Source organism: Jannaschia donghaensis (assembly GCF_001403795.1).
In the GTDB taxonomy this organism is placed as follows: domain Bacteria; phylum Pseudomonadota; class Alphaproteobacteria; order Rhodobacterales; family Rhodobacteraceae; genus Jannaschia; species Jannaschia donghaensis.
Genome location: NZ_CXSU01000012.1, coordinates 722,782 through 745,564 on the forward strand (window position 1 = coordinate 722,782; position 22,783 = coordinate 745,564).

At 64.7% G+C, this 22,783-nt stretch carries 17 protein-coding genes and 1 tRNA gene; 10 read left to right on the top strand and 8 right to left on the bottom strand.

What is annotated here, in order from left to right; genetic code table 11:
• The first annotated feature begins 34 nt into the window (after positions 1 to 34).
• Complete coding sequence (locus JDO7802_RS12790; RefSeq protein ID WP_055086164.1) at positions 35 to 1,195, top strand: M20 aminoacylase family protein; 1,161 nt, start codon at positions 35 to 37, stop codon at positions 1,193 to 1,195.
• On the opposite strand, the gene gluQRS is transcribed toward JDO7802_RS12790, so the two are convergent.
• The 6 genes from gluQRS to JDO7802_RS12820 all read right to left on the bottom strand — a co-directional run bounded on the left by gluQRS (position 1,192) and on the right by JDO7802_RS12820 (position 8,556).
• Entirely contained in the window at positions 1,192 to 2,016 is an 825-nt protein-coding gene (gluQRS, locus tag JDO7802_RS12795) for a tRNA glutamyl-Q(34) synthetase GluQRS (RefSeq protein ID WP_055086166.1), read from the bottom strand. The genes JDO7802_RS12790 and gluQRS overlap by 4 nt on opposite strands.
• Positions 2,013 to 3,362: a methylenetetrahydrofolate--tRNA-(uracil(54)-C(5))-methyltransferase (FADH(2)-oxidizing) TrmFO gene (gene trmFO, locus JDO7802_RS12800; protein WP_055086168.1), complete on the bottom strand. Its 1,350-nt coding sequence runs from the start codon at positions 3,360 to 3,362 to the stop codon at positions 2,013 to 2,015. Before trmFO ends, gluQRS begins: the two co-directional genes overlap by 4 nt.
• 223 nt (positions 3,363 to 3,585) lie before the next feature.
• A complete protein-coding gene (locus JDO7802_RS12805) occupies positions 3,586 to 4,440 on the bottom strand; it encodes a LysR family transcriptional regulator (protein WP_055086170.1) in 855 nt (284 codons plus the stop codon).
• 153 nt (positions 4,441 to 4,593) lie between these two features.
• Positions 4,594 to 7,365 carry a DNA gyrase subunit A gene (gene gyrA, locus JDO7802_RS12810; protein WP_055086172.1) on the bottom strand — a complete coding sequence of 924 codons (2,772 nt, stop codon included), beginning with the start codon at positions 7,363 to 7,365 and terminating at the stop codon, positions 4,594 to 4,596.
• A 160-nt stretch (positions 7,366 to 7,525) separates the two neighbouring features.
• Positions 7,526 to 7,981: a disulfide bond formation protein B gene (locus JDO7802_RS18020; RefSeq protein WP_055086174.1), complete on the bottom strand. Its 456-nt coding sequence runs from the start codon at positions 7,979 to 7,981 to the stop codon at positions 7,526 to 7,528.
• Entirely contained in the window at positions 7,978 to 8,556 is a 579-nt protein-coding gene (locus tag JDO7802_RS12820) for a YqaA family protein (RefSeq protein WP_055086176.1), read from the bottom strand. The genes JDO7802_RS18020 and JDO7802_RS12820 overlap by 4 nt, the downstream gene beginning before the upstream one ends.
• 66 nt (positions 8,557 to 8,622) lie before the next feature.
• On the opposite strand from JDO7802_RS12820, the gene ypfJ reads away from it, so the two are divergent.
• From ypfJ to JDO7802_RS12845, 5 genes are all read left to right on the top strand, one after another.
• Positions 8,623 to 9,483: a KPN_02809 family neutral zinc metallopeptidase gene (ypfJ, locus tag JDO7802_RS12825; RefSeq protein ID WP_055087238.1), complete on the top strand. Its 861-nt coding sequence runs from the start codon at positions 8,623 to 8,625 to the stop codon at positions 9,481 to 9,483.
• 59 nt (positions 9,484 to 9,542) lie between these two features.
• A tRNA-Leu gene (locus tag JDO7802_RS12830) sits at positions 9,543 to 9,627 on the top strand.
• A gap of 812 nt (positions 9,628 to 10,439) precedes the next feature.
• Positions 10,440 to 14,987 (top strand): Hint domain-containing protein, encoded by a 4,548-nt coding sequence (locus JDO7802_RS18025; RefSeq protein WP_055086178.1) that lies wholly within the window; start codon positions 10,440 to 10,442, stop codon positions 14,985 to 14,987.
• Between the two features lie 133 nt (positions 14,988 to 15,120).
• Positions 15,121 to 15,552 carry an LPXTG cell wall anchor domain-containing protein gene (locus JDO7802_RS12840; RefSeq protein WP_055086180.1) on the top strand — a complete coding sequence of 144 codons (432 nt, stop codon included), beginning with the start codon at positions 15,121 to 15,123 and terminating at the stop codon, positions 15,550 to 15,552.
• Positions 15,553 to 15,612: 60 nt separating this feature from the next.
• Positions 15,613 to 16,689 carry an ABC transporter ATP-binding protein gene (locus tag JDO7802_RS12845; protein WP_055086182.1) on the top strand — a complete coding sequence of 359 codons (1,077 nt, stop codon included), beginning with the start codon at positions 15,613 to 15,615 and terminating at the stop codon, positions 16,687 to 16,689.
• A gap of 73 nt (positions 16,690 to 16,762) precedes the next feature.
• On the opposite strand, the gene mepK is transcribed toward JDO7802_RS12845, so the two are convergent.
• Positions 16,763 to 17,332 carry a peptidoglycan L,D-endopeptidase MepK gene (gene mepK / locus JDO7802_RS12850; protein WP_055086184.1) on the bottom strand — a complete coding sequence of 190 codons (570 nt, stop codon included), beginning with the start codon at positions 17,330 to 17,332 and terminating at the stop codon, positions 16,763 to 16,765.
• A 283-nt stretch (positions 17,333 to 17,615) separates the two neighbouring features.
• Here mepK and JDO7802_RS12855 point away from each other — a divergent pair, with 283 nt between their 5' ends.
• From JDO7802_RS12855 to JDO7802_RS12870, 4 genes are read left to right on the top strand one after another with little or no spacing between them, the layout of a single operon-like run.
• Positions 17,616 to 19,190 (top strand): L,D-transpeptidase family protein, encoded by a 1,575-nt coding sequence (locus JDO7802_RS12855; RefSeq protein WP_055086185.1) that lies wholly within the window; start codon positions 17,616 to 17,618, stop codon positions 19,188 to 19,190.
• 37 nt (positions 19,191 to 19,227) lie between these two features.
• Positions 19,228 to 20,328, top strand: coding sequence for a UDP-3-O-(3-hydroxymyristoyl)glucosamine N-acyltransferase (gene lpxD, locus JDO7802_RS12860; protein ID WP_055086187.1), 1,101 nt, complete (start codon positions 19,228 to 19,230; stop codon positions 20,326 to 20,328).
• On the top strand, positions 20,318 to 20,584 hold the full coding sequence (locus JDO7802_RS12865; RefSeq protein ID WP_055086190.1) for an acyl carrier protein: 267 nt from the start codon (positions 20,318 to 20,320) through the stop codon (positions 20,582 to 20,584). Before lpxD ends, JDO7802_RS12865 begins: the two co-directional genes overlap by 11 nt.
• Positions 20,581 to 21,792, top strand: coding sequence for a beta-ketoacyl-[acyl-carrier-protein] synthase family protein (locus JDO7802_RS12870; protein WP_055086192.1), 1,212 nt, complete (start codon positions 20,581 to 20,583; stop codon positions 21,790 to 21,792). The genes JDO7802_RS12865 and JDO7802_RS12870 overlap by 4 nt, the downstream gene beginning before the upstream one ends.
• 54 nt (positions 21,793 to 21,846) lie before the next feature.
• Here JDO7802_RS12870 and JDO7802_RS12875 read toward each other — a convergent pair whose 3' ends face one another.
• Positions 21,847 to 22,542, bottom strand: a complete 696-nt coding sequence (locus JDO7802_RS12875) for an invasion associated locus B family protein (protein WP_083481160.1) — start codon at positions 22,540 to 22,542, stop codon at positions 21,847 to 21,849.
• Between the last annotated feature and the right edge of the window lie 241 nt (positions 22,543 to 22,783).

Genomic DNA, 22,783 nt, shown 5'->3' on the forward strand with positions numbered 1-22,783 from the left:
TTCCTGCCCGGCAATGCGCACAGGAGACAAGCCCATGCCCGTCATCAATTCGATCGCCGCGATGGAGCCCGAGATGCGCGAATGGCGTCGCTGGCTCCACCGCAATCCCGAATTGCAGTTCGACCTTCCCAAGACCGCCGGCTTCGTCGCGGACAAGTTGCGCGACTTCGGCATCACCGAAATCCACGAGGGCATCGCCACGTCGGGCATCGTCGCCATCATCGAAGGGCAGGGGGATGGCCCGACCATCGGCCTGCGCGCCGACATGGATGCGCTGCCGATCCTGGAGGCGTCGGGCGTCGAACACGCTTCCGAGACGCGGGGCAAGATGCACGCCTGCGGGCACGACGGGCATACGACGATGCTGCTGGGCGCGGCGAAATACCTTGCCGAGACGCGCAACTTCCGCGGCCGCGTCGCGCTTATCTTCCAACCGGCGGAGGAGGGCGGCGGCGGCGGGGCCGTCATGGTCGACGAAGGCGTGATGGACCGCTTCGACATCGAACAGGTCTATGGCATCCACAACGCACCCAACTTCGCGGAAGGCGAATTCTTCACGACGCCCGGCCCGATCATGGCCGCCGTGGACACGTTCCACATCGACATCACCGGCAAAGGCGGGCACGGCGCGATGCCCCACGACACCAAGGACCCCATCGTCGCGGCCCTCGGCATCGGCCAAGCCATTCAGACGATCGTGTCGCGCAACCATTACGCGCTGGACGAACTGGTCGTGTCCATCACGCAGATCCACACCGGGACCGCGGACAACATCATCCCCGGCACGGCCTATCTGGAAGGCACGGTGCGCACCTTCGATCCGCAAGTGCAGGACATGGTGGAACGCCGCCTGAGACAGATCGTCGAAGGGCAGGCGGCCAGCTATGACGTGGCGGCGACCTGCCGGTACGAACGGGGTTATCCCGCCACGGTCAACGACGCAGACAAAGCCGCCTTCGCTGCCAAGGTCGCCGCCGACGTGGTGGGTGCGGACAAGGTCACGCCCGACAGCCCCAAGGAAATGGGGGCAGAGGATTTCTCTTACATGCTGAACGTCCGCCCCGGCGCGTACCTCTTTCTCGGGGCCGGCCCCGGCCCGGTCCTCCACCACCCCGAGTTCGACTTCAACGATACGATCGCCCCGCTGGGGGCCAGCTTCTTCGCGCGGATGGTCGAAACGGCACAGCCGGTCTAGGCCTCGGGTGCCACCCGACTCTCCCGCAGTCGCGCCACCAACGCCTGTGCCGTCCAGCCCGCGTCGCGGTAGCTGGCAATCGACCGCGCGTCGTCGCGCTTGGCCAGCCGCTTGCCATCGGCGTCGCGCACCAGATCGTGGTGGCGATATGCAGGCGTCGGTAGGCCGAGCAGCCCTTGCAATGCGACATGGATCGGCGTCGCCTCGGCCAGGTCCTCTCCGCGCGTGACCAACCCGATGTCTTGCGCGGCGTCGTCCACGACGACCGCCAGGTGATACGATGTGCCCATGTCGCGGCGGGCGACCACGACGTCCCCGATGGTCCGGCGGAAGGTCTCGGCATCCAACGCCCACGCCGCCCCGGCCTCCGTCCATGTGAGGTTCCCCACCGCCGATGCGTCCAGGCGAAGCGCCACGCCCTGGGGCCGCGCGCCCGTCCGCGACACGCCGCGACATGTCCCCGGATAGATCACGCCGTCCGGCCCCGTCAGCGGCGCGCCCTCCTGCGGGGCGCTTGCCGCCTCTAGGATATCGCGTCGGTTGCAGCTGCACGGATAGAGGACGCCCATGGCCCACATCCGGTCGAGTGCGGCGGCGTAGGTTTCCATCCGCTCCGACTGCCGCATCACCGGCTCGGGCCACGTCAGCCCCAGCCAAGACAGATGTTCGTAAATTGCCGCCTCGTGGTCCGCGCGCGCGCGACTTTGGTCGATGTCTTCGATCCGCAACACCATGTCGCCCGCGTCGTCCGCGCAGATCGCCGCCCAGGCATGCCCCAGATGGAGCGGCCCGGTGGGCGACGGGGCGAACCGCGTGATCATTCGGCGGCGGCGCGCATCCCGAGCCAGTCGTGCCAGTCGGCCTTGGCCCGGTCGGTATACATCTTGTAGCGCAGCGCGCGCCGCTTGCGCCCGCCCTTGGCATCCACCGGCGGGAACAGCCCGAAGTTCACGTTCATCGGCTGGAACGTCTTCGCATCCGCTCCGCCGGTGATATGCGTGACCAGTGCGCCCATCGCTGTGGTCTGCGGCACCGAGGCCAGGCCGTGACCCTGCAGTTCTGCGGCGGCCAGACGCCCGGCAAGCATGCCCATGGCCGCTGATTCCACATAACCCTCGACGCCGGTGATCTGCCCGGCAAAGCGGATGTGCGGCTTCGACTTCAGCCGCATCTGATCGTCCAGCAACGTGGGGGAGTTGATGAAGGTGTTGCGATGAATGCCGCCCAGACGCGCGAACGACGCGTCCTGCAAACCGGGAATCATAGCGAAAACAGACTTCTGCGCGCCGTACTTCATCTTGGTCTGGAAGCCGACGATATTATAGAGCGTGCCCAGCGCATTGTCGCGGCGCAGCTGCACCACGGCATAGGCCTTCTCGGTCGGATTGTGCGGATTGGTCAGGCCCACGGGCTTCATCGGCCCGAAGCGCAGGGTCTCGCGGCCCCGCTCGGCCATCACCTCGATCGGCAGGCAGCCGTCGAAATAGCCGGCCGTCTCGCCCGGTTTGAACTCGGTCTTTTCGGCGGCCAGCATCGCGTCGATGAAGGCCTCGTATTGGTCCTTCGTCATCGGACAGTTGATGTACGCCGTCCGCTCCTCCTCGGTCTCGCCCTTGTCATAGCGCGACTGCATCCAGGCGGTGTCCATGTCGATGCTGTCGTAATGCACGATGGGTGCGATGGCGTCGAAGAATGCCAGGCTATCCTGCCCCGCCTCGGCCGCGATGGACTGGGCCAGGCCCGATCCGGTCAGCGGGCCGGTAGCGACGATCCAATGCCCACTCTCGGGCAGGGCGGTCACCTCCTCGTCCACCACGCTGATCAGCGGATGCGCCCGCAGGCGCGCGGTGACGGCTTCGGCGAAAGGATCGCGGTCGACGGCCAAGGCACCACCGGCGGGCAGGCGATGCGCGTCCGCCATTTCCATGATCAGACCGCCGGCCGCCCGCATCTCCCAATGGAGGAGCCCGACGGCGTTCTGTTCGGAATCGTCGGACCGGAAGGAATTGGAGCAGACCATTTCCGCCAGTGACCCGGTGCGATGCGCAAAGGTCGCCACTTTGGGCCGCATTTCGTGAATGACGACGGGGACGCCCAGCTGCGCCGCCTGCCACGCCGCCTCCGATCCGGCCATGCCGCCGCCGATGATGTGAAGTTTTTCTGCCATGACCCATCCATACCGACCGGGCCGCGAACACGAAAGCGGATATGACGGTGCGACCGTTTCGGACGGCGGCGACGTTTCGGCGCAGGGTCGTCGTGCCCCCGTCCGTTCGCATTGCGGAAATGTCCCGTATGAACCTTCGCCAGACCGCGTCACCGTCCGAAAAATATCCGCTGTGGAAGAGTGGATCGCTGACGGGACCCAGATACCAAGCGGCGGCTTTGCCCTATTCGCTCGCCAACCGCATACCGCTCAGGACAGTGCCGTTGCAGAACCAATCCACCACCGAACGCAGTGTTTTGTCGCTGTGCCGCGTCTCGTGGTACGTAATCCAGAGCTCGCCCTTGAGTGCGTTGTCGGGCAGGTCGGCAAGCACCAGATTGTGGTGCGGCTGAACCATGAAATCCGGCAAAAGACCCGGCAGACCGGTTTCGCATACCATGTCGAGCGCCATCGGCATTTCCTCAACGCGGTACCGGGGCTTGGGCTTCGCATCGGTATAAATCTCGCGCAGTTTGTCGGCGTCGGGGTACCGATGGGTCAGGCCGATCCAGTCCCCCTCGGGCTTGTGGTGCCTGCCGTGATAGACGCGCAGCGAATAGTCGCAGAATTTCCGGGCCTTAAGCCGCCCCCCCTCGGGCCGCCCGATGCGAACCTGGATGTCCGCCTCGCCCAAGCCTTGCGAAAACACCTTATCGGTCAGCGTGAGCAGGACGTGGGGCAGATAATCCGACAACTCCCCCGTGCGCGGCAGGACGAACTGCTTGTGTACGGCGGGCGGGGCCGCGATCTCGATCGGGATCAGGGCGCCGGCGTCCCCGATCTTCATCGCCGCCATTTCGGAGCGGAGCCGGTGATCCAGGTCTTCCGCGATCAACGCCAGATCTTCGGCCGCCTTCGTGGCGACGAACCCGGTCCCCCGCTTTTCAAACAGCGATACGCCCAGATCGTGGCTCAACCGGTCCAACCGCCGCGATACCGTCGCCACGTTCGTATCGAGATATCGTGCCGCCGCCGACATCGTGCCGTGCCGCGTCATGGCAAGCACGAATTTCAGGTCATCCCAATTGTCGAGGGTCATCCGCAACTCCCAAGGGCACCCCGTATCCGGATGCCCCCCCTTCCTGAACACGACCATAACGCGAACGTAACGCATTTCGCCAGTATCGAGTCGCACCGGGGCAAGGACGCCCATGCGAAGATCGCACAGACGGTGCCTCGCCCCGTGCTCAGGTCACTCGGGCGCGGGGCTTTCCCCGACTTCGTCGATCAGATCCTCGTCATCCTGACGGTCGGCCACGCGCGCGACGGTCACCACACGCTCATCGGCCCTTGTGTCGAACACTTTGACACCCCCGGCACTGCGCGACCGGAAGGAAATGCCGTCCACCGGACAGCGGATCGACTGACCCGTCGATGTGGCCAGCATGATCTGGTCGTCCATCTCCACCGGGAAAGATGCGGCAATCGGACCGCCGCGTGCGGCCTTGTCCTGCGCGCCGACCCCCATGCCGCCACGCCCGCGCACCGGGTAATCGTGGCTCGACGACAACTTGCCGGCCCCGCTTTCGGTGATCGTCAGGATCAGATCCTCGGCCGCCGACATCTCGGCGTAGCGTTCGGGGGAAATCGTGGCGTTGGCCGACCCTTCCTCGTCGTCCGGCAATTCCGCATCGTCCGCCAGGCCCGCAACCGCGCGTCGCTTCTTCAGATAGGCGGTCCGTTCGTCCGACGTGGCGTCGAAGTGGCGGATGACGGCCATGGACACGACGGCATCGTCCTCGCCCAACCGGATGCCGCGCACGCCCGTCGATGCGCGCGAATTGAACACCCGCACCGCCGTCGCAGGGAAGCGGATCGCGCGACCCGACCGGCTGATCAGCATCACATCGTCGTCGTTCGACGCGATCCGCGCATTGATCAGCTTCCAGCCCTCGGTCTCGCCCTCGAACTTCATGGCGATCTTGCCGTTGCGCATGACATTGGCGAAATCCGACAGCTTGTTGCGCCGCACCGTGCCGTGATCGGTGCAGAACACGACCTGCAACTCGTCCCAATCGGCCTCGTCCCGGTCCACGGGCATGATCGCCGCGATGCCCGTGCCCGTGGGGATCGGCAGCAGGTTGACCAGCGCCTTGCCCTTGGCCGTGCGCCCGCCCTGCGGCAGACGCCAGGTCTTGAGCTTGTAGACCATCCCGTCTGTCGTAAAGAACAGCAACGGCGTATGCGTGTTGGCCACGAACAGGGTCGTGACGACATCTTCTTCCTTCGTCGCCATGCCGGCGGTGCCCTTGCCGCCCCGCTTCTGCGCGCGGAAGTCGACCAGCGGCGTGCGCTTTGCATAGCCCGAGGAGGTGATGGTCACGACCATGTCTTCGCGCTCGATCAGATCCTCGTCATCCATGTCGCCGGACCAATCGGTGATCTCGGTACGACGGGGGACGGAGAATTGCTCGCGCACTTCGATCAACTCGTTGGAGATGATCTCAAGGATACGGGCGCGGCTTCCCAGGATCTCCAGGTATTCCTTGATCTTGCCCGCCAGCTCTTCCAACTCATCGGTGACTTCTTTCACCCCGATCTGGGTCAGGCGTTGCAGCCGCAACTCCAGAATGGCGCGCGCCTGCGTCTCCGACAGGTTGTAGGTGCCGTCGTCGTTCATCGTATGCGTCGGATCGTCGATCAGGCGAATGAACGGCGCGATCTCCTCGGCGGGCCAGCGGCGGGTCATCAGTTTGGCGCGCGCTTCGGCGGCATCGGCCGACGCACGGATGGTCTTGACGACTTCGTCCACGTTGCTGACGGCCACGGCCAGACCGCACAGGATATGGCTGCGTTCGCGCGCTCGGCGCAGCTCGTATGCCGTGCGCCGCGCGATGACGTCCTCGCGGAAAGCCAGGAACGACGTCAGGAACCGGCGCAGCGTCAGTTGTTCCGGGCGCCCGCCGTTCAGGGCAAGCATGTTGCAGGCAAACGACGTCTGCATCGGCGTAAATCGGAACAGCTGGTTCAGAACCACCTCGGCGGTCGCATCGCGCTTGAGTTCCACCACGACCCGCACGCCGATCCGGTCGGATTCGTCCTGCACGTGGGCGATGCCCTCGATCCGCTTTTCCTTGGCCGCTTCGGCGATCTTCTCGATCATCGTGGCCTTGTTTACCTGATACGGAATCTCGTCCAGCACGATGGCAAAGCGATCCTTGCGGATCTCCTCGACCCGCGTCTTGGCGCGCATCACGACGCTGCCGCGCCCCTCCAGATACGCTTTGCGGATGCCCGTGCGGCCCAGAATGATGCCGCCCGTCGGAAAATCGGGGCCGGGCACGTATTCGATCAGTTCTTCGGACGTCAGGTCCGGGTTCTCGATCAGGGCCAGGCAGGCGTCGATGATCTCGCCCAGGTTATGGGGCGGAATGTTCGTCGCCATGCCGACCGCGATGCCGCCCGCGCCGTTGACCAGCATGTTGGGGAACCGCGCCGGCAGGACCGATGGCTCGGTGTCCTTGCCGTCATAGTTCGGCACCATGTCGACGGTGTCCTTCTCGATATCCGCCAGCAGGAAGGCCGCCGGCTTGTCCATCCGCACTTCGGTGTAGCGCATGGCGGCGGCATTATCGCCGTCCATCGATCCGAAATTGCCCTGACCATCCAGCAATGGAAGCGACATCGAAAAATGCTGCGCCATCCGCACCAGCGCTTCGTAGATCGCGGAATCGCCGTGCGGGTGATATTTGCCCATCACATCGCCGACGGCGCGAGCCGATTTGCGGTACGATTTGTCGTGCGTGTTGTTCGCTTCATGCATCGCATAGAGGATGCGCCGGTGGACGGGCTTCAACCCGTCGCGCAGGTCCGGAATGGCGCGCGAAATGATGACCGACATCGCATAGTCGAGGAACGAGGTGCGCATCTCGTCGATGATGCTGACCTGAGGGCCCGCGTGGGCCATCACCTCGCGCTTGGGCTTTTCGTCTTCGTTCTCAGGGTTTTGCGGGTCGTCGTTCATGCGATTCTGCGCCTCTTGCGGGGACTACATCTGGTTGTCGGGAACGCTATCATCCCCTGCATATGGGCTCAACGCCGGATATCCCTTCGGACGGGACGCAGGGTCGATCCGTTCATATTATTTTAACACTAAGCCATTGGTTTCGCTGCGAAACCGGTCGTCAATCGCGCGCCGCGGCCCAGAACCAGAGTGCGGCCAGCCCCAGCGACAGCACCCCGTTCCAACCGGCCATGGTCAGCCCAAGCTGCCAGACGATGTCGTCGCACATGACGATCGTGTCCGTCACCTCGGTCGACAAAAGGTCCGTTCCCGAAAGCGACGACAGCCCGTCGCCCCCACCGGTGCAACTGCCGGGACCGGGCCACCAACCCTGTTCGACGCCCGCGTGGAAAAAGCCGATGCCGCTTGTCACCACGGCGGCCACGCCGGCCAGTGCGGCCATCGCGCGGGGCATCACGCCAGACAGGGCCAGAATCCCGAACAGGATCGCGGCCGCATGGGGCCAGCGTTGCCAAAGGCACATCGCACAGGGTGCGTAGCCGGCGAGTTGGAACAGGAACGCGCCACCCAGAAGGCCGACGTGTCCAGCGGTGGCAAGGGCGATCAGGCGTGTCACAGATACCTCAGAAGAACGAAGGCCCCGATCAGGACCACGAAGAACAACGTGAACATCAGGCCCAGACGCTTTTCGATGAAATCGCGGATCGGCAGGCCGAATTTCCACAAAAGACCGGCCACGATGAAGAACCGCAATCCCCGGGCCACGATGCTGGACAAGATGAAGACCGGCAGCGACAGCTGCGTCGCGCCCGACAGGATGGTGATGACCTTGTACGGGAAAGGCGTGACCCCCGCGATCAGTACGGCCCATGCCCCCCAGTCGTTATAGCGGGTGCGGAAATCTTCGAAGCTGTCGGCCTTGCCCAGCGCGGTCAGGATCGGTTCGCCGATCGTCTCGAACGCGAAGAACCCGATGGCGTAGCCGGCCATGCCGCCCGCGACGCTGGCGATCGTGCAAACCCCGGCGATCAGCCAGGCGCGCGACGGGGCCGCCAGGATCATCGGGATAAGCAGGATGTCGGGGGGGATCGGAAAGACCGAACTCTCGACGAAACTGACGAAGGCCAGGACCCAGAGGGCGCGGGGGTGGGCGGCCCAGGACAGGGTCCAGTCGTAGAGGCTTCGGATCATCCTTGCCGGTCCCACGGAACCGTCGCAGGGTCAAGCGCGATTGGTTGCAACGGCAGGGAGATGCACATGCGCTGGCAGGGACGACGCGGAAGTCGCAACATCGAGGATCGTCGCGGCAGGCGCGGCAGCGGTGTGGGTGGCGGGGTCGGCGGCCTGGGCATCGGCGGTCTGCTTGTGGTGCTGGTCGTGGGCTGGGTCTTCGGGATCGACGTCTCGCCCCTGTTGTCGGGCGGCGGCGGTGGCGCGCCGGTCCAGCAGTCCCGCACGATCACGGCGCAGGAACAGCGGGAGGCGGAATTCGTCTCGGTCGTTCTGGCCGACACGGAGGAGGTCTGGTCAGGCGTGTTCCGCGATCAGGTCGGCAAAGCATATCGCGCGCCCACGCTGGTCCTGTTTTCCGGCGTCACCAGCAGTCCCTGCGGCGGCGCATCGGGTGCGACCGGACCGTTCTACTGCCCCTCTGATCGCAAGGCGTATCTGGACACCGCATTTTTCACCACGTTGGAGGAGCGGCTGGGCGCGGGCGGTGATTTCGCCGCCGCCTATGTGGTCGCGCATGAAGTCGCCCACCACGTCCAGAACGAATTGGGCATCCTGGGACAGGCCAATCAGATCCGCGCGCAGGCGTCGCAGGCGCAGTCGAACGCGATTTCAGTGCGCATCGAGCTTCAGGCCGATTGCTTTTCGGGCATCTGGGCGCGCGAGGCGCAGGAAAGGTTCGGCATTCTGGAGCGTGGCGATCTGGAGGAGGCGGTGAACGCCGCGCGGTCCATCGGGGATGACCGCCTGCAACGCAGCCAGGGTCGCGTGCCGATGCCACACACTTTTACCCACGGCACGTCGGAGCAGCGGGCGCGGTGGTTCGCGCGTGGATACGACACCGGTGCGGTCCAGAGCTGCGACACGTTTTCGGCGGAGCGCCTGTGACCGGCGATTGACGGCGGCGGGGCAGGGCGCTAGGCCCCCCGCACTACCACCCGAAGCGTGCCCGCGTGGCGGAATCGGTAGACGCAGCGGATTCAAAATCCGCCGCCGCAAGGCTTGCCGGTTCGAGTCCGGCCGCGGGTACCATCGTCGGACAGCACATCGTGCTTAACAGCACCCTCCCGACCCGGCACGATTCGGCGATATGGGGCGCGACAGGTTCCGTTTGATCAACGATCGACCGAAAATGCGGCGTCGACTTTGGAAACAGAGCATTTTCGGTGTGCCGTAACGTCGCCTCATTTCGGCTCCGGATCGGCAACGAAACTTTGTTTCGTGGTCAAACGATGAGCGCGAAACGACGTCGAATGTCGAATGATCCTTGATGTTTACGCAGGGTCATCGGAGGGCCACGCATCGCGGCCTATCACACACCCCGGATTGATTGGCGCGAGTTGGGAAACGATCTTACGCTTAAATTGTGTCAAAATTGGTAAACGTTCGCTTCAATCTGGCCTTAAACAAGGCGGCGCTGCCGTTTTCTGCCCCATTTCCCTTTCCCGCTTGGCTCAACTCGGCTAAATGTTGCTCAAGCCCGACTGGGGGGCGATGTCTGCAGGCCGTGGGGCGGCCGCACTTGTGAGCATCCGGATGGATGTCGCCTGCGATGTGCGGGCACCGCCGAATACCGGGCGGTGCACCGGTTTCTGCCGAAACCGCGCCATTGATCGGGTCTTCTATCCGAACCGCTTTGGTGCGTCCGTCATGGTCGACCCGCTATCGTCGTTGCCCCTCGTGCCTTTGTAAGTGGACCGAGTGGAGATGCCGTCATGTTGACGTTGCCGATAGACCAGCGCCCGAACGGTGCCGTCACCGAGATTGCCTCGGTCCAAACGTATTTGAATCTCTACCGGATCGCCGCGCCGTGCGCGCGCCGCGCGGCTTAAGGAGTCACTGCCATGACGACGACCAATCAGACGCATATCGATTTCCAGGATCAATCTGCGGGAACGATCATCGACGGCCAGTATTCGGCGCAGGGTGTGACCATTTCCAGCGTGAACGCGGATTGGAGCGTGGATGCCCACAATCCACCGATGATCTTCGATACCGCGCATCCGACCGGTGGAGACGACGATCTGGCGACCGACAACCTGGGCAATGTCCTGATCCTATCGGAAGACCGCGACAGCAGCGACCCGGATGATAATGCCCGCGGCGGCAAGTTCGTGTTCGAATTCGATGAAGAGGTCACAGTCGACTCGATCACGCTGCTCGACGTCGAGGAGGGGGCCACGATCAAGCTTTATGACGACGAGGGCTGCTTCATAAAGCAGATCCACGTCAAAACGGCGAACAACGGTCAGAAGGACGTCCACATCGGCGTCGAGGGCGCGAAGTACATGACCATCGATCTGAAGGGGTCGGGCGCGGTCGACAACCTGAAGTTCACGCCGCCGACCGCCCCCGATGGTGTGGTCAACGGCACCGACGACGGTGACCTGATCGACCTGAGCTATGTCGATGCGCAGGGCGACCGGATCGACGCCAACGATGCCCTGGGCGTCGAAGGCACGACCGGTGACGAAGATCTGGTGCTGGCCGGCGACGGCGACGACACCGTTTATGCGGGCGTGGGCGACGACATCGTTCGCGGCGAAGGCGGAGACGACCGTTTGAGCGGCGGAACCGGCGACGACACCATCGAAGGCGGGACCGGCGACGATTCCATCTATGGCGGTGACGGCGACGATTCCATCAGCGGCGGCGACGGCAATGACAACATCGAAGGCGCCGACGGGGCCGATAATATCGACGGCGGCGCGGGCGATGACCTGATCGTCGGCTATGATGCAACGTCGATCAACACCGGCGACACGTCGGTCCACGAAGACGACGGGTCGGACGATACGCTGACGGGCGGGTTCGGCAACGACACCATCCTGGGCGGTGACGGCAACGATCTTATCCGCGGCGACGACGCTTTCGGCGGCTGCCCCCCGGCGGCCAGCGAATATTTCCAGACGTGGTCGCAGGACATCTCGAACGTGGTGTTTTATTTCGACACCGATGGCGATGGCGCGTTCGACCTGCAGGTCAAGATCGACGATTTCCCCGACGACGGATCCGGGACGTTCATTTCCAACGATCTGGATGATTACTACGGGCAATTGTCGGCCTTTGCCGCCAGCGGCGGATCGGTGCCCGAAGGGGCCACGGTTCTGGGCGTTTCGATCAAGGGCGGCACGCAGCCGACGCAGTATTTTTCGGTCGACGGCAATTCCAACGGCGAGCTGCCCGACGCCGGCCCGACCAACAACACCGGCCCCGGCAACGATGCGGAACTGAGCTACGGCGATTTCTTCGCCAGCTATGATCCGACCGCCGGACATGGGTCCGGAACGATGACCTTCGATGACCTGCTTTTGGGCGGAGATGGCGACGACACCATTTTCGGCGACAAGGGTAATGACACGATCGACGGCGGCGACGGTGCCGACCTGCTGTCGGGTGGGGACGGCGACGACATCATCACCGGTGGCAATGGTCAGGACACGATCGACGGGGGCGACGGCGACGATGTTCTGAGCGGCGGTCGCGACGACGATTCCATCCTGGGTGGCGACGGCGACGACACCCTGCGCGGGAACGGCGGCAACGATACGTTGGATGGTGGCGCGGGCGACGACTCGGTCTCCGGCTCCGCGAACGACGATTTGCTGTTGGGCGGTGACGGCGACGACGATGTCACCGGATCGGGCGGCAACGATACGTTGGATGGCGGCGCGGGCGACGACACCCTGCGCGGCGGCAAGGGTGATGATGTGGTCGAAGGCGGGTCGGGCAACGACGCGATTTCTGGCGGCGACGGGGCCGATACGCTGTCGGGGGGCGACGACCGCGACACGTTCACCAACGTCACCGCAGGCGATGTGATCGACGGCGGCGAAGGCGGCGACGACTTCGACACGCTGGACCTGACGGGCGCCAATGCGGCCGTCGAGTTCGACTCCGACAACGCCGAGAACGGCACGATCTTCTTCCTCGACGATGCAGGGGACCGGACGGGCGAGACCGCCACGTTCATCAACATTGAGAACGTCGTGGGTGCGGTGGATGAGATTCTGCCCGATGGCGTCGTCGATGGCGAGCAGACGGGCGAGGAGATGAGCCTCGGCTATGACGATGCCAATGCGCCGACCGACGGCGGTGGCGATCTGATCACCGACGATGGCGATGTCATTCGCGGCAATGGCGGCGACGACACGATCGACGGGGCCGGCGGTGACGACACGATCTTCGGTGGCACCGGCAACGACAGCGTCGATGGCAGCGACGGCGACGACATGGTGTTCGGTGACGACGGCGACGATACGCTTAGCGGTGGAGACGGCGACGACACCGTTGACGGCGGTGCTGACGACGACAGCATCGATGGCGGTCTTGGTCGGGACTCCATCCTGGGTGGCGACGGCGATGACACCATCACGTCGGGACCGCGCGGTGCGTCCGATCTGGGCTATCCCGGCATCTTTGCGCCCGACGCCGACCCGGAAGATGATCGCGACTTCGTCGACGGCGGGGCAGGTGACGACGTCATTTCCACCGGCGACGACCGCGATACGGTCATCGGCGGCACGGGCAACGACAGGATCGACGCCGGCAAGGATGCCGATCTGGTGACGGGCGATGACGGCAACGATTTCATCGTCGGCGGCGAAGGTTCCGACACGATCGATGGCGGGACCGGAAACGACACCATCTATGGCGGCCTGGACCCGTCTTTCCCGGACGCGATCAACATCCCCGATGACACCGACCTGGTGCCCGACAACGGCCGCGACGTGATCGACGGTGGCGACGGCGACGACCTGATCTTCGGTCAGGACGATGACGACATCATCGACGGCGGAGCGGGCAACGACACGATCGACGGCGGCATCGACGAGGATACGATCTTCGGCGGGGCCGGCAACGACTCGATCGATGGCGGGGCCGGCGACGATGTGATCGACGGCGGCCCGGGCCAGGACACGCTGAATGGCGGGGCCGGGAACGATAGCATCTCGGGCAATGCTGACGACGACCTGATCACCGGCGGGACCGGCAACGACACCATTTCGGGCGGTGGCGGCAACGACACCGTCGATGGCGGGGACGGCGACGACAGCATCACCGGGTCCGGCAACGACGACCTGATCGAGGGGGGTGCCGGCAATGACATCATCCGCGGTGATGGCGGGTCCGATACCATCGACGGTGGCGACGGCGACGACCGCATCCTGGGCGGCAAGGGCGACGATTCCCTGTCCGGCGGCGCGGACAACGACACCATTCGCGGTGGCGACGGGACCGACACGATCGACGGCGGCGATGGCGACGACCTGTTGGAAGGCGGGCGCGACAATGACCTGATTTCGGGCGGTGAGGGCGACGACACCCTGCGCGGGAACGGGGGCGACGATACGCTGGATGGCGGGGCGGGCGACGATTCAGTTTCCGGATCGGCAAATGACGACCTTCTGTTCGGCGGTGACGACAACGACACCGTGACCGGATCGGGCGGCAACGACACGCTGGACGGCGGGGCCGGCGATGACGAAGTGCGCGGCGGCAAGGGCGAGGATGTCGTGTCCGGCGGCGACGGGGCCGACACGGTCACCGGCGGTGACGGTAACGACACGCTGACCGGCGGTGACGGCCCCGACATGATCGACGGGGGCGACGACCGCGACCTGATCATCGGTGCCACCACCGGCGATATGATCGACGGCGGATCGGGCGGAGACGATTTCGACACGCTGGACCTAACCGGGTCGGACGTGGCGTTCATCACCTATACGTCCGACGACGGCGAAGACGGGATCATCACGTTCCGCGACGATACCACCGCCAAGTTCGAGGATATCGAGGCTGTCGTGCCCTGTTTCACGCCGGGCACGCTGATCGCGACGCCGAAGGGCGAGGTCGCGGTGGAAACGCTGCAGGCCGGCGACCGGGTCATCACCCGCGACAACGGTATCCAGGTCGTGCGCTGGACCGGCAAGCGCGACATGACCGCAGCGGACCTTTCGGAGAACGGGGCCTTGCGGGCTGTGATGATCCGCCAGGGGGCCCTGGGCCACGGCCTGCCGGAGCGCGACATGGTCGTGTCGCCGCAGCACCGCGTCCTGATCGCGAACGACGAAACCATGCTCTATTTCGACGAGCGGGAGGTTCTGGTTGCGGCCAAGCACCTGGTCGGTCGACCCGGCGTGGAGCGGATGGAGGCGGTCGACGTCACCTATGTCCACATCATGTTCGACAACCATGAGGTCATCCTGTCGGACGGCGCGTGGACCGAAAGCTTCCAGCCGGGCGATCACTCGCTCAAGGGTCTGGGCCGCGCGCAGCGCGAGGAGATCTTTGCGATCTTCCCCGAGTTGCGGGTTCAGGAAGGGCGCGAGGATTACACCGCCGCCCGCCGGATGCTGAAACGTCAGGAAGCCGAACTGCTTCTGAGGTGACGGATTGACGGAGGCATCGCCCCGCGGGGCGACAGTCGATGCGACGGGGTGGGGAATTCTCTGCCCCGTTAGCGTTTGTGGCGGTTGGATTTTATGCTAACTGCCCAACAGGAAAATACGTACGGGGAACACAATGCGGCGTCTGCACTTCTACATCATGGGTCTGATCTCTCTGGCGTTCGGCGTCATCGGGATGGCCGAATACGTGATGGTCTCCTACGGGTTGCAGCTTGGCTGGCTCGACGGATACCCGGCCGATCAGTTGGAGTGGCTGGGCAGCCTTCCCAACTGGGTTCACGGGGTGTGGGGGGCACAGGCGACGCTGGCCCTGGTGGGAGCGCTTTGCCTGCTGGCGCATCTGCGGCCTGCGGTCTGGATGCTGTTCTTCTCGTTCCTGACGCTGGTCGTGCTGATCGTCTGGGCGGCCGCTGTTGCCACGCCGTCGATCCTGGCGCTGACCGGGGATGAGACGACGACCTGGATCATCATGGGTCTGACGGCCTTGCTCAGCCTGCTGATCTATCTTTATGCGCGGCAGGAAAAGCGGACCGGCGAAGTCCTCTGATCCGCTTTACCGTGCCGCGTCGCGCTGTTACCGAAGCCTGACCAAAAGACTAGGGGTTCGATGGCACCGCTTCTGCACGCCGAGGGACTCGTCCGCCATTTGGGCGGGCGCGACGTCGTCGACGACATTTCGCTTTCGGTTCCTGCGGGGCAGGTGACCTGCCTTCTGGGCCCTTCGGGTTGTGGCAAGTCGACGACGTTGCGCATCATCGCCGGCGTGGATCGGCAGGATGCGGGAATCGTGTCGCTGAATGGTGCGGTGGTGTCCGACGATCGGCGTCACGTGCCGGCCGAACGGCGCGGCATCGGCCTCATGTTCCAGGATTTCGCGCTGTTTCCGCATCTGACGGTCGCGCAGAACATCGGCTTTGGCCTTCCCAAAGGGGACGCTGCTGCGGCCCGGGTGCTGGATCTGCTGTCGCGGGTGGATCTTGCGGGGTACGGCGCGAAACATCCGCATGAGCTTTCGGGTGGGGAGCAGCAACGTGTGGCGCTGGCCCGCGCGCTGGCCCCCCGGCCCAAGATCATGCTGATGGATGAGCCGTTTTCCGGCCTCGACAACAGATTGCGCGACGAGATCCGCGACGCGACGCTGAGCGTTCTCAAGCAAGAGGGGACGGCCGTTCTGCTGGTCACGCATGAGCCGGACGAGGCGATGCGGATGGCCGATGAGATCGCGCTGATGCGTGACGGGCGGATCGTGCAACAGGCCGCGCCCTATAACATCTATAACGCGCCCGTTGACCGCGAAGCGGCGGCGTTCTTCAGTGATATCAATACGCTGCGTGGCGACGTTCATGGTGCGTTGACCGAAACGCCGTTCGGTCAGTTCCTTGCCCCCGGCCAGACGGAGGGCGCGCAAGTGGATATCGTGTTCCGTCCGCAGCATGTCCGCATCGATTTCGACCGCGCGGGGCATGGGCCGCGACCAACCGCCGCCGAAGGCACGCCGGCGCGGGGTACGGTTCTGCGCGCACGGTTCATGGGCAAGGAAAGTCTGGTCGAGTTCCTGATGGATGATGGGACGAGTCGCGTGACGGCGACGGTGCCCGCGGTTTTCCTGCCCAAGCCGGGAACGGTGCTGTGGTTGTCGATCCGGCGGGACAGGTGTTTCGTGTTTCCCTGCACGCCAACCTGACCGGCGAACAACGGACGTGCGAAAACCGCCCCGGGGCGCAGGGCGGTCTTCGCATTAGCCGAAAATCAGCGGATCAGCGACCCCAGACGCGGGTATTGCCGCAGTCGACATGGACGAAGTTCGACCCCGAATAGCGACCGACACCACCCGCGCCGCAGCTGGCCGCCGCGCGCGACACCTGGCTGACCGACCGGGACGACAAGCGCACATCGGCAGCCTGACCTTCGAGATGCAGCGAATATTTCGCCACGCCGGACGACCGGCGGCGCAGCATCGCGTTCGTTGCGGGCGAGCGGTAGCCCGACAGCAACAGGAACGGTTCGCGCGCATCGACCAGACGGTGCGTCGCGGCAATGATGTCGATGGTGCGATTGTCGATGGCCTTCGTTTCGTTGCGACGCCAGTCGCGGAAGAAGAAGTTCACCTCCGCCAGGGCTTCGCGGACGTAGTTGCCCTCGATCCAATAGACGGTTTCCATGCTCTCGCCGGTGCGAGCGTTGTGCATCTTGATGCGGCGAATATCACCACCGCCACGCAAGAAACCCGCTGCATTGGAATATGTAGGTGCTGCTGCGACTGCGGTGGCCGCGAAGGCCCCCAGAAGGCCGCGTCGCGTCATCGACGCCGAAGCGCCCTTGGTCATGTCTGTATTCACGTTATGCCCCAATTTGTTTGGACCGTCTTCGCGGCCTCAGTTGCCTCATCCCCATGTGACTTCAAATCTTTGTCACAAATGGGGCGATTCCCTAAGGATTGAATTCCTGATTTGCACCAATCAGCAAAATCTCGCGCATCGAACGAAAGTGATGGAACCGTGTCGGTTGTGTTGCACTCCGGTCTAAAGCCAGGACCTTTGCAAAACGTGAATGGACAGCGTGTTTTAACGCGGTAGCCTTGATGTGACTACCAATTTTCCGGATCTTCCCATGTTCTTGCGTCAGACGTCCTTCGCGCTTGCCGCGCTTTTTGTCTTGTCGGGGCCTGCGTTTACCGCGCCGTTGGTTACGCCCTTGCAACAGGCGGTCGCTCAGGCGGCGTCCGAGGATGAGGCGATCGCGGCTTTCTACCGGGCGCGCGATTTCGCGCCGGTCTGGATGGGCGAGGGAGCGGAGCATCGCCGTGCCGCGTTCCTTTGGGCGCTGGATCAGGCCGACGATCATGGGCTGCCGACCGCCCGCTACGATGCTGCGACGATCCGTGCCGATTTCGGGGCGGCGCGAACGGCGGCCACGCGCGGCGCTCTGGAAGTGGCGATGACCAAACGGTTCCTGCGATACGCGCAGGACGTCAGCTCGGGCATCCTCGATCCGCGCAAGGTCGACCGGACAATTGTCTTGGATGTCCCCAAGCGCGACTGGCTGGAGCAGATGACCGCCTTCACGGACGGCGACCCCTATGCCTTTGTGCAAGGTCTGTGGCCGACGTCGCCGAATTACACGCGCCTGCTGCGCGAAAAGCTGCGGCTGGAGGAGATGCAGCGGGCGGGCGGCTGGGGCGCGACCGTATCCGGTGGAACGCTGGTGCGCGGATCCGACGGAGAAGGCGTCGTCGATCTGCGCAATCGCTTGATTCGCATGGGCTATCTGCGCCGGTCTGCCGTATCCGCCTTTGACGCGGAGATGGAGGCGGCCGTGCGCGCCTTCCAGATCGACCATGGCCTGACCCCCGACGGCCAAGCGGGCGGCGCGACGATGACCGCGATCAACGTGTCGCTGGACGACCGGATGGGTCAGATCCTGGTGGGGCTGGAACGCCAGCGCTGGATGAACAAGCCGTTGGAGCCGCGCCACGTTCTGGTGAACCTGGCCGAGCAGCACGCCTATGTCTACGACGATGGCAAGGTAACGTTCGATACCGTGGTCGTGGTCGGGGCCGACACGCCCGACCGTCGCACACCGGAGTTCAGCGACACGATGACCCACATGGTCATCAACCCGTATTGGCACGTCCCCCGGTCGATCACGGTCAACGAATACCTGCCCGCCCTGCGCCGGGGCGGCGCGCGGCATCTGGAAGTCTATTCGCGCAACGGCCGGGTGAACCGCAACCGCATCAACTTCGCCAATTACACTGCGCGTAACTTCCCGTTCTCGCTCAAGCAGCCGCCGGGCCCGCGCAACGCGCTTGGGCGGGTGAAGTTCATGTTCCCGAACCAATACAACATCTATCTGCACGACACGCCCAGCCGGAACCTGTTTGCCCGCGACCTGCGCACGTTCAGCCACGGCTGCGTCCGCGTGGGCAAACCTTTGGAACTGGCCTATCATCTGCTGGCACCGCAATCCGACGACCCCAAAGGTCTGTTTACCGGGTATCTGCGCACGGGTCGCGAAAGTCGCGTGAACCTGGAGCAGCCGATCGGCGTGCATATCGTCTATTGGTCCGCCTGGGTCACGCCGACCGGGCGTGTCAATTATCGCGGTGATCCATACGGGCGGGACGTGAAAGTCTTGCGCGCGTTGCAGGATGCCGGGGTGGAATTGGACGCGTCGCGCAGTTAGATCGCCTGCGGAGGCGTCACGCCTTCGGAGGACCGGTATGTTCACGCTCGATCAGATCGCCGCAACGCTGGGCCGTCCCGTGCAAGGGGACGGGTCACTGACGTTCGATCGCGCGTCGGAGCCGGGGAGCGCGGGGCCAAATGACCTGGCCCTTGCTATGTCGCCGGCCTACGGCGATGCGCTGAGAACCGGGAAGGCGCGTGCCGCGATCCTTTGGGATGGGGCCGATTGGGAGTCCTTCGGTTTGTCGGGGGCCATCACCGTGCCGCGTGCGCGCCTGGCGATGGCCGCGATCACGGCGGCGTTGGACGACGGCCCGGACATGAATGTCGGCATCCATCCCACCGTCATCATCGGCGACGGTGCGGACATCGCCGAAGGGGTCAGCATCGGGCCCTATGCCGTGATCGGTGCCAATGTCGTCGTCGGGCGCGGGGCGCGCATTGCGGCGCATGTGACCATCGGGCGGCAGACCCGGCTGGGTGAAGACGCGCTGGTCCTGCAGGGCGTGCGCATCGGAAGCCACGTGCACATCGGCGACCGGTTCGTCGCCCAACCCGGTGCGATCATCGGGGCCGACGGCTTCAGCTTTACCACCGAATTCGAGAACGGCGTGGAGCGGTCGCGCAAGACGCTGGGCGATCAGGGCGACCCCGTGCGCCAGCCCTGGGGTCGTATCCACTCGCTCGGCTCCGTCCGCATCGGCGATGATGTGGAGGTTGGGGCGAACACCACCATCGACAAGGGCACCATCGCGGACACGGTGATCGGGCGCGGCACGAAGATCGATAACCTCGTGCATATCGGCCATAACAACCGCATTGGCGAAGACTGTCTGATCTGCGGGCAGGTCGGGCTGGCCGGCGGGTCGACCGTCGGTCACCAGGTCGTGCTGGGCGGCCAAGTCGGCGTCAGCGACAACATCACCATCGGCGATCACGTCGTCGCGGGCGGGGCCACCAAGATCTTCACGCGGGTCCGCGCGGGCGAGGTCATTCTGGGCAACCCGGCGGTGAAGATGGAGACCGCACTGGCGATGCAGCGCGCGACCCGTCGTCTACCCCGCGCGCTGGAGGCATTGTCGGAGCTTCGCAAGACCGTCACGGGAAAGGGCCAGGGCACGCGCGATGACGGCTGACATCAGAACACGGATCCACGAAATCGTGGCGGAACAGGCGATGATCGACGTCGCGGACGTGACCGACGCGTCGGTGCCCGCCGATCTGGGTGTGGATTCCATGGGTCTGGTCGAAGCGATTTTCGCAATCGAGGAAGCCTTTGATATCCACGTCCCATTCAACGCCAATGCCCCCGACGCGCGCAACTTCGACTATTCGACCGTCGGCAGCATCGTCGCGGCGGTGGAACGCCTGGTGGCCGAGCAACGCGGGTGAGCCGCCGCGTCGTCATCACCGGGGCGGGCACGATCAACGCCCTCGGCTCTGATGTGCCCGCCACCTTGGCCGCGATGCGCGAAGGCCGATCGGCGATCGGCGATCTGGATATCCGCGACGTCGACCGGCTGACCATCAGGATCGGCGCGCAGGTCAAGGACTACGACGAAGGCGCGCATTTCAACCGCCAGCAGATCGCGCTTTATGACCGTTACACCCAGTTCGCCCTGCTGGCCGCGGGGCAGGCGCTGGCGCAGGCGGGTCTGACGTTTCAGGGGGAACTGGCGGCCCGGTCCGGTGTGATCCTGGGCACGTCCGGTGGCGGGCTGAACACGCAGGACGAGAATTACCGCGCCGTCTATGAAGGTGGAAAGAACCGGGTCCACCCCTTTGTCGTTCCCAAGCTGATGAACAACGCGGCCGCCGCGCATTTGAGCATGGAGTACAACCTCAAGGGTCCGTCTTTCACTGTCGCCACCGCCTGTGCGTCTTCCAATCACGCCATCGGGCAGGCGTTCCATTTCGTCAAATCCGGGATGGCCGACGTCATGGTGACAGGCGGGGCCGAGGCGATGCTGTGTTTTGGCGGGGTGAAGGCGTGGGAGGGGCTGCGCGTGATGTCGCGCGACACCTGCCGCCCGTTCTGCGCCACCCGGTCGGGCATGGTGCAGGGCGAGGGGGCCGGCATTTTCGTGTTGGAGGAATACGAGCATGCCCGCGCGCGCGGGGCCGACATCCTGGCCGAAGTGGCCGGGGCGGCGATGACGTCCGACGCGTCGGACATCGTGATGCCGTCACGGCAGGGTGCCGAACGCGCCATGGCGGGGGCCCTGGAGCAGGCGGGTCTGAACACCGGCGACATCGGATACATCAATGCGCACGGAACCGGCACGGCGGCCAACGACAAGATCGAAAGCGCGGCCGTCGCCCATGTGTTCGGTGCGGATGCGGACCGATTGGCGATCAGTTCCACCAAGTCGATGCACGGACATTGCATCGGCGCGACAGGGGCCATTGAGCTTCTGGCCTGCATCATGGCGCTGCGGGACGGGGTGATCGCGCCGACCGCCAACTGGCAAGAGCCGGACCCGGAATGTGCGTTGGACATCGTGCCGAACGTGGCGCGGGACGCGACGGTCACGGCCTGCCTGTCGAACGCCTTTGCCTTCGGTGGCATGAATGCCGTTCTGGCGTTGAAGGCTGTCTGAAACGACGAAGGGCGGCCCGGTGGACCGCCCCCCATTTTGTCCGCTTGGCGCGGATCACTCGGCGTTGTCGACCTCGACGGCGGCAAGACCGGCGGTAAAGCCCGACAGCGACATCGTCAGTTCCGCCCGCTGATCGGGGGCAAGTGCGGGCACGACGACCAGCGTGGCCGTGTTGCCCGCCCGGAACGCGGCGACGTCCGCGGCGCTGAAGCCCATGCGGGAATAGCAGCCCGTCGCGTCGCAGAAGCTGTAGGGATAGCGGCGGGGCTGACCGCCGTCGATCGTCATCGTGACCTGTGCGGTCAAGAGGGTTTGCAGCGGAGTGAGGATGGTCGCGCCCGCGACGATGTCGCCACCATCGGGCAGATCGAAGAAGTTGACGTCAGCCGTCGGATTGCCCTGCTGATCGGCCAGCCGCTGATACAGCTGACATGGGTCTTCCTGACCCTCCGGGGCCTCCAGGCAGCGGACTTCCCAGTCGCCATGTTCCTCGCGCACATAGATCTGCGGCCCGCCGCCCAGGGCTTCGCCGATGTTGGTGCCGGTCGCCAGATCGCCACCTGGCGCGGCGGGAACCGGTGTGGGGGCAGGTGTCGTCGTGGCGTCAGGGGTTTGGGCGGGTGCCGTTTCGGTCGTGTCGGCGGGCGCGGCCTCGGGGGTGGCGGCGTCCTGCGCGGCGGCGGACAAAGCCGCGCCGAGCGACAGGACGATGGCCAGGGCCGTGCCGGAACGAAGGGGGGAAAGTGTCACGATAAACGCTCCTCAGAAAGTCATCTTTCCGGGGGTCTAGCACGGGCGAATGGCAAGGTGCAGGGGGGCTGGAGCGAGATTTCGCCGGGCGCGTTCGGCGGCGTTCAGACGGCGATAGATCGGCACCCCGGAACAAGAAAAAGGGCCCGTGAGAAGGCCCCTTTTCAGGTCTTTTTTTCTCTCCCCGTCGGACTGGCCGACTTGATGTCGAAACACTAGGCAGCGATGCCCAATCCGTCAA